The 13,379-nt window shown below is 45.9% G+C and carries 10 protein-coding genes; 3 read left to right on the top strand and 7 right to left on the bottom strand.

Annotated features, from left to right (window positions below):
• Positions 1-219: transposase (locus B092_RS0109960; protein ID WP_018575096.1), on the bottom strand; the 219-nt coding region annotated here is incomplete at its 3' end.
• Positions 220-523: 304 nt separating this feature from the next.
• Here B092_RS0109960 and B092_RS0109955 point away from each other — a divergent pair.
• Positions 524-1,093, top strand: a complete 570-nt coding sequence (locus tag B092_RS0109955; RefSeq protein ID WP_018575095.1) for a YceI family protein — start codon at positions 524-526, stop codon at positions 1,091-1,093.
• A 226-nt stretch (positions 1,094-1,319) separates the two neighbouring features.
• Here the strand turns inward: B092_RS0109955 and tnpC are convergent, their stop codons facing one another.
• The 6 genes from tnpC to B092_RS0109925 all read right to left on the bottom strand — a co-directional run bounded on the left by tnpC (position 1,320) and on the right by B092_RS0109925 (position 10,248).
• Positions 1,320-2,933: an IS66 family transposase gene (gene tnpC / locus B092_RS0109950; protein WP_018575094.1), complete on the bottom strand. Its 1,614-nt coding sequence runs from the start codon at positions 2,931-2,933 to the stop codon at positions 1,320-1,322.
• A gap of 86 nt (positions 2,934-3,019) precedes the next feature.
• Complete coding sequence (gene tnpB, locus B092_RS0109945) at positions 3,020-3,412, bottom strand: IS66 family insertion sequence element accessory protein TnpB (RefSeq protein WP_018575093.1); 393 nt, start codon at positions 3,410-3,412, stop codon at positions 3,020-3,022.
• Positions 3,413-3,660: 248 nt separating this feature from the next.
• Positions 3,661-5,274 carry a BamA/TamA family outer membrane protein gene (locus tag B092_RS14175; RefSeq protein ID WP_018575092.1) on the bottom strand — a complete coding sequence of 538 codons (1,614 nt, stop codon included), beginning with the start codon at positions 5,272-5,274 and terminating at the stop codon, positions 3,661-3,663.
• A 42-nt stretch (positions 5,275-5,316) separates the two neighbouring features.
• Entirely contained in the window at positions 5,317-6,618 is a 1,302-nt protein-coding gene (locus B092_RS0109935; protein WP_018575091.1) for an HlyD family type I secretion periplasmic adaptor subunit, read from the bottom strand.
• The gene (locus tag B092_RS0109930) at positions 6,619-8,970 is read right to left on the bottom strand and encodes a type I secretion system permease/ATPase (protein WP_018575090.1); all 2,352 of its coding nucleotides are present in this window, start codon (positions 8,968-8,970) and stop codon (positions 6,619-6,621) included.
• Between the two features lie 6 nt (positions 8,971-8,976).
• Positions 8,977-10,248, bottom strand: a complete 1,272-nt coding sequence (locus tag B092_RS0109925) for a TolC family protein (protein ID WP_018575089.1) — start codon at positions 10,246-10,248, stop codon at positions 8,977-8,979.
• 826 nt (positions 10,249-11,074) lie between these two features.
• On the opposite strand from B092_RS0109925, the gene B092_RS15915 reads away from it, so the two are divergent.
• Together B092_RS15915 and B092_RS14740 are read left to right on the top strand one after the other, a co-directional pair.
• Positions 11,075-12,025: an OmpA family protein gene (locus B092_RS15915; RefSeq protein ID WP_018575088.1), complete on the top strand. Its 951-nt coding sequence runs from the start codon at positions 11,075-11,077 to the stop codon at positions 12,023-12,025.
• Positions 12,026-12,124: 99 nt separating this feature from the next.
• On the top strand, positions 12,125-13,379 hold a 1,255-nt coding region (locus tag B092_RS14740; protein ID WP_026253717.1), incomplete at its 3' end, for a VCBS domain-containing protein.

The raw sequence follows: 13,379 nt of genomic DNA, 5'->3' as shown, positions 1-13,379 counted from the left end.
AATCTCTTTTTCCAAGGCATACACTTTAGCCCCTTCTGGCAGTCGAACTCCTTTGCCTGTAAAAGCATCTTTGCTATATCGTTTATACTCGGCAAGCCAACGAGAAACAATCGGTCGTGAAATAGCATACTGGTTCGCAACTTCAGTCACCGTAAGTTTGCCCATCGTGATCGAGTGGCAGACTTGTAGCTTAAATTCTTTGGAATACGTTTTGCGCATAAATATCACCTGCTTTAGTTGAGGTAACTTAACTGCGAGTCAATGAAAGTGTAGTATATCCAAACCTTGGCCGTTTTTACTGATTGTTTTTAATGCTTTTTATCGGTAACTTTCTCCTATGAATTGAATCATTCTGGCATGATGACCTAAAGGATCCGATGACATCTACTTGTCCCTGATATACATTGTTTCCTAATCTTCTCCAAATGTAGTGGAACAATTAGCAAATGGTTCCTTACTTTCCTTTTTGCTGATCATAGCTTATATTAATTATTAATAATTCACCTATTATCGGAGAAGTTTTATGAAAAAATTACTTGCTACATCTTTAGTTTCCGCACTTTTTGCCGGTCAAGCTTTTGCAGCAGTGCAAACTTATCAGATTGACCCTGCCCATACTTTCCCTAGCTTTTCATACAGTCACTTAGGCTTATCTACTCAACAATTACGTTTAGATAACACAAGCGGTACTGTTGTCTATGACAAAGAAGCCAAAACCGCAGAAGTCGATATTAAGCTAGATATGACAGCAATCAGCACGGGATTCAAACAGTTTGATAAGCATATCCAAGCTGAAGACATCTTTGATACTGCTAAATTCCCGACCGCAAGCTTTAAGTCGAGCAAAGTGAATTTTGAAGGTGATGCGCCTAAAACCATTGAGGGCGATTTGACCATTAAAGGCATTACTAAGCCAGTGGTACTCGAAGTCACTCACTTCTTAAATACCACTCACCCGATGTTAGAAAAAGATGCCATCGGTGCAAATGCCACAACCAAGATTTTACGTAGTGACTTTGGTGTCGATCTACATGCACCATCAGTTAGTGATGAAGTGACTATCACCGTTTCATTAGAAGCGGTTGCTGAGTAATTCATCACCATCTTTTTCTCAAATTGCCGCCGTTGGATAAAGAAATAATGCAGTTTCTAGCCATTCGGTGGCTACATTGTTTAATGGCGTATTGAAGCTTGCCGTTTTAAGCGCTTCGTTTCCCAAATCAACTGAGGTCTATGCCAACTTCGCGTAAGCGTCCGGTGAACTCCGATTGACTTCCGTTTTTAAACGTTCAATGCCCCGATTTTGTCGGGGCATTGTGTTAATTCTTGGTGTCGTTTGGCGCTTGCCAACGATGAGGCAGAAGCTCAGCAATGTCCTTCGCTTTCTGTGTCGGCAATCGTTCCAACACATCCTTAAGGTAAGCATAAGGATCATGGCCATTGAGCTTAGCCGATTGAATTAACGACATCACAGCAGCCGCACGTTGACCCGCTTTCTCTGAACCTACAAAGAGCCAATTCTTGCGACCAATCGCGAGTGGACGAATCAAATTCTCTACCGCATTATTATCCATCGGCAGTTGAGCGTCTTCCAAGAGGCGCGTCAAGGCAAGCCAATTGTTCAGGCTGTAACGAATGGCTTTGGCGATCGCCGAGTTCGGCGGCACCAGCTCAAACTGACTGCGCAACCACCTTTCTAATTGCTTAAGTGCCGGCTCCATGTGGCGTTGTCGATGGGCTAATCGCTCCGGTGGACTTAAGTTCCCGGCCTCGGCCTCGTAGTGATAAAGTCGTTGGATTTGTTGTAAGGCCTGTTCAGCCACTGAGCTGCCGTTGGCTTGGTAAATATCGTGGAATTTACGACGCGCATGCGCCCAACATCCTCCCTCAATCACTTGCTCATCGGCAAAGAGGGCTTTATAACCGGCGTAATCATCACACATCAGACTACCGCGCCAATCGCCTAGGAATTCGCGGGCATGAGCGCCTGAGCGACCTGGCTTAAAGTCATAAATCACCGCTTTCATCTGCTCATAAGCACCCGGGGCATAGACCCAGAAATAACCACGTTGCGTTTTGCCCTTTTTATGGTGCATGTAAGTGATGGGTGTCTCATCGGCATGCAATACCGAATGCGAGAGCACCTCTTGGCGTAAAGCATCAACGAGCGGTTGTAACTGTGCGCCACAGGTGCCTACCCAATCCGCCAGCGTAGAACGGGCAATACGTACACCGCTGCGCTCAAAGATGGCTTCTTGACGGTGCAACGGCAGATGGTCAGCATACTTCATGATGAGTACTGTCGCCAGCAGTCCGGTCGTTGCCAACCCCTTATCAATGATGTGAGGAGGTACCGGCGCTTGATTGAGGGTCTTGCAACAATCACACACGTATTTCGGACGAATGTGATTCTCCACGCTAAAAGTACCGGGCACATAGTCCAGTTTCTGACTCACATCATCCCCAAGATGACGCATCTCAGCACCACAACCACAGGTCGTGCTTTCCAACGTATAATGAATATCCACCGAGGGCAATTCCGCCGGCAAACGCATACGAGACGGTGTGCGAGGTGTGTGCTCTTGACCACTCATGGACGTTAATTGCTGGCCGATGTTGTCTAACATCGTTTCTAGCTCAGCCAGATCCTCATGGGCGTCATCTTCAAAAAGTTTCGCTTGTAGGTCAGGGAGCTGTTCGCTACGTTTAGCAAAGTTGATGCGTCTTAAGATCGCCAACTCCATCTTCACTTGTTCGTAAGCGCTCAGAACACGACGATAGGCCAGATCCTTTTCTTCCACCTGTGCTGCTTTTTTTACAATCAATGCGTCTTGTTGAGCAATTAAGGCTTGTTGTTGCACCACGAGTTCGCGCAACTGCTCAGCAGTTAACTGGGATAAATCAGAGGAAAGAAAAGCAAAAGAATTCGGCATAAGACGTAGTATGCCTTATGCCGATAAAATAAGCGATCCCGAGAATACCTAATTGACAAGATCGCCCCACTTAGTTCACGATCAAACTAACAATAACGATAGATACCGGCTTTACCTAAACGATGCCAAGGCAGCCCCAAGGCTAAGGCCTGCAGTTGTTCTGCCGACAGTGCCGGATTCATCCGTGAGCCTGCACCGTGAAAGCGTCCTTCATGTAGTCGACGAACACATAGCCACGACCCCATCGCATCGTGCATGAGTAATTTAAGAAGCGTGTGCGTGCGATTCATAAACACATAGGCTTCGTGAGGTGCCACCTGACCAAAGCGCTGAATTGCCTTAGTGCGCAAGGTATCCATCCCCGCTCGTAAATCTGTCGCCTCACTCACCAGGATGATTTTATCTAGTGCCAGTAGGCTAGACGCTTGCTCTTGAATTCCCACTCGTTGGGCGGTCTTGATACGCATTAAAGACGGCATTGATTTCTCCTAACATACACAAAACCTTAGTGTCGCGCAATTTAGGAGGAATGAATACATGTGTTCACCGGACGCTTACACTTCTGTTAGATAAAATCACCTTGATGAGATAAAAACCAATCGTCATTTCTCGTTTGATAGTGAGCTAATTGACCTTATTGCGTCAAGCGGTCTTCACCGGGCGCTAATTCATAAAACTAAAGGTAAGGCCTAAAACCTTACCTTTCTTATCAACAACATATCAGGAGTTAAAAACTACCCCTCAAACTCAGTTGGAACTGCTCTAAGCGATCGCCTGGGTATTTTTTAACAGGCAGTGCATAAGAGGCTGATAAAACGCCCATTGGAAATTGCCATTGCACGGCGATACCGGCAGATACGCGAATATCTCCGGAGCGACCGTTGCGTGAGACGAGTGAGTGTAGTTTATCTTTCTGCGTATCCCACACTGTAGCTGCATCCACAAACAATGACGTGCGGAATTGTGAGCGATATTTTTCTTTGAGATAAAAATTAGGTATGACTAATTCCACACTAGCAGAGGCTAGCGCATTGCCACCAACCACGCGATTTGTCAGCTGTTGATAAGCTGCGGGCAAGGTAGAGACCCTGGTTTGAGGAGTGCTACTATAGAGCGCGCGTGGGCCTACTGATCCATAAGCAAAACCACGTAAGGTCTCTTGACCACCGGCGGTAAAGTTCTGATAGAAGGGCACCTCACGACTGTCCATGCCTTTGGCATAACCAAAGCTAGCTTTAGGTGCAATCACCCAGTTTTCCGTTGCACTAAGAGGATAATAGCCCTGAGCATCAAGTTTGACCTTATAGTAGCGATTATCCGAACCGGGTAGGGAGATGTTGCCCTCCAATTTCAAACCGACACCTTTGGTTGGGAAATAGCGATGATTAAAGTTATTAAACTTCCAACCTAAGATCAGATCGATATCATCAGCGGAGAAATCCCAGCGCTCCTCACCGATAGACTTTAGATAAAGAGCACGACTGTAGTCGGGATGGATTTTGCTTAATTTGTTATGCGTGTAGCGTAAACCACCGAATATCGAACTATCGCGATCTAGGGGTTTATTTAGCAAGAATTGCGCACCATAAGTCTTACGCTTATAAGGGGCAGCTGTACGACTACGATAATTATCATAGGAATCGTAGAAAATATTGGCATCTAAGCGCAAACTAGGCTGTAAAAAGTTGGGTTTACTAAAACTTAAATCGACATTGGTTTCATAACGATCGCGTAAGGCGGATAAGCGCAACGATGCATCGCTATCAAATAAACGGCGTTTAATCACACTGGCTTGATAATTAACGCCTTTAGAGCCATATCCTAAACCTAGTGAAATGGTGGCATCTGGTAGATCTTCATCGTCATCATCAATGCTGCTGGTTTCATAAGCGCGACGATGCTTTTCAGTGTAGACGTCATCTGCATAGGGATCGTCGTTATAGCCCTCTGGTAGGCCACGGAAGGCCAGACTTTCATCGATAAATAACTCAACGTCCACTTGACCGCCATCACGCGGTGTTAAACGTGTCTCTACCTGTGCCTCATAACGTCTGAAATAACGATAATGGTTAATTATGTGTTGTCGTAGTTTTTCTAAACGCTGCGGATTTAAGTTGTTGCCAGCCACGATGCCATTTAAAACTAAGTTATGTTCTAGGGCATCTTGTTGTATCGTTGAGTTACCGGTGATGCGAACCTCAGCAATCGTGCTCTGAGACATCGCCGCCAGCTCCTCGCTATTAGTCACTGCTAAACTGTTGCCATGAATGCTAAGGTTGCCACCGACTATAAGAGCGCTGAGACAGCCTTTTTGTAGTACCGTTAAACAAAATTTCTTCATCGTGATATTGATTGTCCTGTTTATTCTAAATAACCACGCAGTTTAACGCTCACGCAAGGCTTGTTTCATACGAGTAACCGGTTTAGTTAAATACTCGAAGATTGTTTTTTCACCCGTTTTAATATCGACTGAAGCAATCATGCCCGGAATAATCGGCATTGGATTGCCATTACGGTCGGTTAATACGCTGTCTTTAGTTTGTACTAAAATACGGTAATACACAGCGTTATTATTGAGCTTTAATTCACCGCGATTCATTTTTTCATCGGTAAGCGTGTCTGGGCTGATAAGCGTCACTTCACCGTCTAGACCACCATAGATGGCATAATCATAGGCGGTGATCTTCACTACCGCTGGTAAACCTGGGCTGATAAAGGCCACATCGTTAGGGCGAATATAAGCCTCTACCAAGAGTGTTTCATCCACTGGTACGATTTCTAAAATATCCTGACCAGCAGTTACCACACCGCCAATGGTGTTAATGCGAATGTTTTTCACAATACCTTTGAGGGGAGCACGTATCTGTGAGCGATCGACTGGGTCAGCACGCATTGCCATGTTTTCTCTGGCTTGGGCTAATTCAGCTTCGATTTTAACGAGCTCGTTATTAGCCTCTGTTAAGTATTGGTTTTGGCGTTCTTGAATTTTGGTGCTGAGCTCAGTGGATTGGCGCTGCATTCTAAGTAATTCAACCTGTGACACCACGCCGCGTTGAACCATTGGGCGAGTGATGCTGATTTCTCGGTCAAGTACCGCTTTGCTTTCTTGAAGGCCCTGCACAGTTTCCTTCATTGATTTTAAGCGGGCTTCATAGGCAGCAGTTTCACGTTCGCGTAACTCGTTGGAGAGGTGTTCAGGGAAAACCAATTCCTCATTGTAGGCTTCAGCACGTAGACGAGCGATCATTGCCTCAAGGTTTTCTACCTTAGCAATGCTCTCACGTAAAACTGCAGAACTACGAATATCATCAAGTTTTAAAAGAACTTGACCTTGCTCGACAAGGTCGCCTTCTTTGACATACATTGCCTCGATGGTGCCAGGGTCTAAGCTTTGTACAATTTGTTCACGGCTACTCGGGATAATGCGCCCTTCACCGCGAGATACCTCTTCAAGTGGGCTGTAATAGGCCCATACAACAAAGACGATAAAAAAAACCAGAAACAACATGACGGTTAAAAAATAGCCGTGATGCTTTTCAGTTTGTAGAGCCGCATTAAGATCATTGAGCAACTTTAAATCACGCTTTTTTATGCGCTCTTCGCGTGTCGGCTTTGTATCTAGTTGGACCGGAGCGTTATGACTTGCTGTTGCGGCGCTGTGAGGAGCTTGTGTATATTGTGTCATCTACTTACTCTCCATCGTGGCAGGCTGCTTTGCTTGCGTGCCTTCTGCTGGTTCAGACTTATCGTCGACCGCGTTCATGTTTATATTTTGTGTTTTAACCTCAGTTGAATCCTCTTGAGTAGTTTGTACAGGAATCACCTTAGTAACAACTCGTTGGGTTGCTTTTTTAGCTGCCCTTTTGTGTGCCGGAGTCACTTTAACTTGGGTTTGTTGAGTTGAGTGAGCTTGTTTTTTCTTTTCCGCCTCAATGAGTTTGGCAAGAACCGCGTCACGCGGGCCGTCCATGACCACTTTGCCCTGGTCAATGACTACTACGCGATTAACTAAGCTTAAGACTTGACGACGGTGCGTTACTACCACCAAGGTTTTATCTTGGGCCCACTGTGCAATGCCACGTAAGGCGTGGCTCTCAGTTTGCTCATCAAGACTGGCCGTTGGTTCATCCAATAGCACCACACGAGGGTGGCGTAAGGTTAAACGAGCTAAGCTGACAATTTGCTTTTGACCGCCCGATAGACCTAAGCCGTCTTCACCTAAAGGCATATCGAGACCGCGTGGGTGTTGACGTACAATTTGCGCCAAATTAAAGCGTTGTAATGCCGTTAATAGCTCTTGGTCACTAGAATAGCCATCGCTACGTGCGAGATCGAGGTTCTCACGTAAGGTGCCGAAGAACAGGCGTGGTGCTTGATTTAAAAAAGCAATCTCATTACGCACAAAGTTCGGGTCGAGCTGGCGCATATCGACATCATCTAAGCTCACACTACCTTTTTGTGGCTCATAGAGACCAGCAGCTAGTTTTAAGAAAGTGCTTTTACCACTACCGATTCGACCCAAGATACCGACTTTTTCACCGGGGCGGATAATTAAATTAAAATCGTCGAGGGCAGGGGCAGCGTCTTGGTTATATTGGAAAGTAGCAGCCTTAAAGCTTATCTGACCTTGTACCTGATCTAAGGTAATGTAATTACGTTGTGGGTCGCGCTCAATCGGTCGTTCAACTATCTCATTCAAGCCTTTTAAGGCGGAGCGAGCTTGTTGGAAGCGTATGGCTAAGTTAGCGATTTGCCCCACTGGTGCTAAGGCGCGGTTAGATAAAATGACACAGGCGATGATCGCACCCATCGAAATACGATGGTCAGGGTTTTCTGCATGAACTAAATAAGCACCGAAAAACACCAAAAACACGGTATTTAACTGCTGCATGCCCACCGTAAAGTTCAGCATAAAACTACTGATGCCCTTAACCTTCATACCATAATAAGCAGATGCTGCGGTAAATTGATCCCAACGCTTTTGCGCCCATGGCGCGGCGTTATTGGCTTTGAGAGTTTCTACACCCTCTACCGCTTCGACGGCTAAACCTTGGCGTTGCGAACCTTCTTTCATTGAAGCAAGGATGTAACGGGCTAAAAACGGTTGAATTGCTAAGCCGACAATGACAATAATCGGGATAATGGCTAAGGGTATAAAAGCAAGCAGACCACCCACCATATAGATCACGAAAATAAATAATAAGAAAAACGGTAGATCAATGAGCGTTAATATGCCTGCACTGGTCATAAACTCTCTTACCGACTCAAAGTCACGTAGGTTGTTAGCATATGAACCTGATGAAGCAGGGCGTTCGGCCAAGCGTAAGGCCATCACCCGCCTAAAGAGCGCTGCACTAATGGTTAAATCGGCTTTTTTACCAGCCACATCGGTGAGGTAGGCTCGAATTTGCTTAGCGATGAACTCAAATGTAATCGCTAAGACCACCCCGATGGTTAAGACCCAGAGCGTATCATAAGCCTGATTGGGTACGACACGATCATAAACGTTTAAGACATAAAGTGAACTGACGAGCGCGAGCGCGTTAATCAAAATAGAGCTAAGCAGCACCTGATTGTAATAACTACGATAGCGCCAAATTACCCGCCAGAACCACGCCTTCGACATATTATATTCAGGCAGGTCGGAGCGCAGGTCTTGGGTAATTTTAGGTTTAATAAACCAAGTAAAACCGCTATAGCGTGCCTGTAAGTCCTGATGAGAGATTTTTTGCTCGGGCGCATCACCTTGGCGGATAGTGTATACACGATCGTCACCTGAGCCCTCGATGGCGCTAATAACAGCTGCTTCTTGTTGGTTGAGTAAAATAACTACCGGCACAGCGAGCGATGGGATTTCCCGTAAAGAGCGTTTAGAAAGGTGATTTTCAAAGCCATGGCTTAATAAAACCTCGCGTAAAGAGGATAAATCCACATCGAGTTGTGCGTCGCGCACTACGTTGGCAGATAAGGCTGCCTCTGCAACCGGTGAGCCTAATAGGCGCGTAGCGAGCGCCAAATGTTTGATAATACTGTTCATAATTGATTATAAATTTTCCGGTAGACCTGCCCAACTAGCGATTTTGGCTTGTGCAAGCATATAAGCAAAGGCTGCTGTTCTGAATTGGTGACGCGCATTGACATAAGTCGATTCAATGCGCGACAAATCAGCATAAGCATCGAGTACCTCTAAGAGGCTACGACGAGAAACTTGGAACTGCTCAGCGTAATTGGCTGCTACTTGCTTTTGTACCTCAATATGTCGTTTAGAGGTTTGGGCCTGATTTTGGCTTTGTCGCATTTCAATTTTTGCTGTTTCAAAGCGCTCGGCAATATCTCGCTCGATTTGATCAACGCGCGCATCAGCCGCATAAAGTCGTGCCGTAGCAGAGTGCGTGTTGTAAGTAGCCGGCCGGTTAAAGAGATCCCACGAAAGACTCACGGTAAGATTGCGGTCTTGACGCGTAGCTAAGCCCTCTAAGTTAATCTGCGGTTTAGTCGCTGCATCAACCACGATAATGTCGGCCTCAGCGCTGTCACGCTCAGCTTCTTGGGCCAAGATACTTGGATGACTGTCACGCTTAACCTCTTTATAGGTATTAATGATCTGATCGGCTGTTTGTCCTTGAAAAGGATCCACCAAATCGGCTACCGCTAATTTACTTTCGGTATAGAGGTTGAGACTACTCATAGTTGTTTGTAATGCACGCTCTAAATCAATGATGGTTGACTCGGCTCGTAAATAACGTGATTCAGCTTGTGCATACTCAGACTCACGACCAATGTCATACGTTTTAACGACGCGTAAATCATTTAGGAATCGTTGATGACGTTTTAAGTCGTTACGAGCAACCTCTAAAGCCTCATTTAAATAAATGGCTGTGACATAGTGGTTGGCAATGAGATTGCCTAACTCCTCACGGGTCTCAAAGAATTTGTAATAGGCAAAGCGCTCTTTTTTCTTATCACGATCAATGGTGGCTTCAATACCGCCCCAGGCGTATAGATTTAATCTACCCTGCAAACCAACATCGGTTCGGCGACGATAATCGCTCTCATACTCATAATGACGGGCTAAGGCATGTGTAGAAATCAAGCCTACTGTCGGGTAGTGCAATGCTTCAGAAGACTTGCGGTTTTGTAACGCAGCATCTTGCTCTGCACGTGCCTCCATCAATTTAGGATCCATTAAGAGGGCAAATTGTAAAACATCCTTTAAGGGTGTCGTTGCAAAAGACAATGCGCTGTAACTGGTTAAGGCCAGAGCTGTCAGAGAGCGCCATAAAGAAGTGCTAAAAGATTTTGTTTTCAAACTCATAATCATCGCCTAAAGCTTGTACAGTGCAAATTAGTATACCCACAATTAAAGACATGCTTTAACTATTTACGAACTAAGTACTTAGTTTTACTAATGAATTGTTATGTTTATTTACATAGATGTTGTTTTTATGCGTCGATATTAGGGTTTTTTCTATGTGTTAGACCAGTTTTAAAGACGATAAGTGCTGGATTTAAAAGAGCTTAAAGGACTTGAGCCTTCATACGAACCTTTGTTTGTTGTCTTGAGGCCCCTTGTTTAGGCGGTATGCCAGCCATTTGTCTTTGAAGAAGTGGTGTGCAGAGATGTTTAGTAAATGTTGTGACAGTTTTTTACTGCTTAGTTAATTACTAAGTGACTGATTTGTCAAGATTAATTGATTTTGAGGGGTAGCATCAAGATTGGCTAGTGAGTCCTATCAAGATTAAGGCCTTTGAATAGGGGTGAGTAAGACGTTGTCTATCATTTTGAGAAGGTTGTATACCGTTATTTACATTTTGTTCTGTCTTTAACTATTGGTTACGTATTTAATTTTTTTGTTGCATACTTGATGTACATTAGGTATTGTTGAAGTATATGTGGATGTATGTTTTACATATTGATGCCAGCATGGTTTATGGAGCGGCGAGGAGTGAGCGTACCTCTTAGGTAACATTTGCTTTCAATTCAGGTTTAATTTGTTGCACTTTAAGTTTAAATAAGTGTATAGTTAAAATTATCACATGAAGCTGTACTTAATTGAATTTAAAACATAATTGTACAGTTTGCATGATGGGGGATGTTATACGTTCTAGCACGTTTAGTTACATTCGGGGGAGTTTGTCTAATGAAACACTTTACAATAAAATTAGGGACCTATGCACTTGTTGTGGCAGGGTTAGTAGGTTGTGCTGTCGGTGGCGGCCAAGATGGTGAGGATGGTCGCGCAGCTGAGCGATGGCGTACGTATCAGAGTGGGTCGGTTACGACGCCTGCTGAAAACGCTGCTAGCGTGGTGTTTTTGCGCGAAGAGGGTGCGTTGACTGGTCAAGCCGTTAACATCTTTGTTAATGGCGAGTACTTAACTTCGCTGTTACCAGACGGTTACAAACAATCGATTGCGTGTGTGGGTAATAACCGTTTAACGGCCCAGTTTACGGATGTGCGTACGCGCTACTTAGAAAAAGAGCGTTCGGGTCAGTACTTTGATGTCCCTGCGGGTCAGGTGTCGTACTTTATGGTGGTGCCAGATGCCTCTGGTGCAGCGACCTTGCAACCCATTGATGGGGCGCTCGCGAAACCGATAGTGAATAACATGAGAGAGCAAGCACACACCTTACCGCGTGTTGATAATCTAGCAGCGTGTGCCCCACCAGTCGTTAAGCCGTTCCAGACATTTACGCTTGATGCCTCGGCATTATTCCATTTTGATAAATCCGATTACGCCAATATGTTGCCTGCGGGCAAAGCAGAGATTCAGAACGTGGTGCAGCAGATCCGTGCGAGCAATGCCAATATTGAGCGCATTGCGGTAACTGGTTATACCGACCCTGAGGGTTCAGCCGCGTATAACCAACGACTTTCTGAGCGTCGTGCGGCAACTGTTAAGCGCGTGATGGCCGACAGTGGCTTAGCATCTCATAACATTGTGGCGGTTGGCCGAGGTGAGACCAATTTAGTGGTGCCTAATTGCCGTCAGCGTTTCCCTAGAGACGCACGCCAACGTACCTTGTGTGACCAGCCGAATCGTCGTGTAGAAATTGAGCTATACGGTTCGATGGCCAATCCGGTTGAGTAATTGACCACGTTTTTATAATCCACAACTTTTATACTTCGGTAGGCTTTAATTGCTTACCGAAGCAGATAAAACTACTCGAGTGAGTAAGAGGTAGATGACATGAGTTTGAAGCATATTACCCTACGTATTAATAATAATAAAGAAACAGTTGAGACCGTACAGATTGCAGGCGGTGAGGGCGGTGTAGGAGCCCAAGGTCAAGCGGTGCACATTCAGGCGCAGGCCAATGTGCACTATCATTTTACGGATGAGGCCACAGGGTTTGGCCCAGAAAACATCGCCACGAAGCGCGCAGGTAAGGATTTATACATTGCCTTTGAAGGTGGTGATGTTGATCAGCCGGATTTAGTCATTGAAGGCTATTACAAAGACGACGGCGAAATCGGTTATGCCGAGGGCAGCAATAATATGCTGATCGGTACGCACGAAAATGGCGATGTGTATCCTTATGTGCCTGAAAGTGCCCAGACCTCTGATGCGGTGAGCATGTTGGCAGATGGCGTGATGGCGGGTCAAGCACTTGGCGGTTCACAACCGTTTGTAGTGCCTTTGTTTTGGTTGCCGTTACTTGCTGCTGGTGCTTTAGGTGTCGCATTAGCCGGCGGTGGCGGTGGTGGTGGCGGCAGTACGCCCGTTCCTCCGCCGAATAATGAGCCAGAGATCAGTGATTTGACGCCCGCGGCAGACGGTGGCGATGCGATTGTTTATGAGAAAGCCTTGGCTGATGGTTCAGATCCAAGCGCTGATGGTTTGCGTGGTAATGGCACCTTTACGATTAAAAGTCCTGATGGGGTTAAGAGTTTAACCATTGGTGGTGTGACGTTTATTGCGGATGGTAAGTTGGTGGCGGGTGCTAAGCTCACTACGCCATTTGGTAATGAGCTGACGGTAACGGGCTATGATCCTGCCACCGGGGTGGTGAGCTATAGCTACTTATTAACTGGTAACGAAAAGCACCCAGCAGGTGATGGCACTAACTCGCTCTTTGAAAACTTGCCGATTGTATTAACGGATAATGACGGCGATAAGGCCACGGACACCTTGAGTGTGCAGATTGTGGATGACAGCCCGGTGGCTGAAGACGATACGGCGACGATTGCTGAGGACGTCACCGAGGTGACGGGCAACGTGGCGGATAACGATGCGTACGGAGCCGATGGCCCAGGTAATGTGACGGCATTTAATGATGACTTAACCTACGGTCACTTAGAGTTGAATGCCGATGGTAGCTACACCTACACCTTGGACAACACGAATCCGGCGGTGCAAGCGCTGAATGAAGACGAGACTCTAGTCGATGAGTATGAGTACACGATCACGGATGCGGACGGTGATAGCCACACCGCGACCTTGA

The organism is Oligella ureolytica DSM 18253 (assembly GCF_000373745.1).
GTDB classification, from domain to species: Bacteria; Pseudomonadota; Gammaproteobacteria; order Burkholderiales; family Burkholderiaceae_B; genus Oligella; species Oligella ureolytica.
This window is presented reverse-complemented; position numbering and strand designations above follow the sequence as displayed.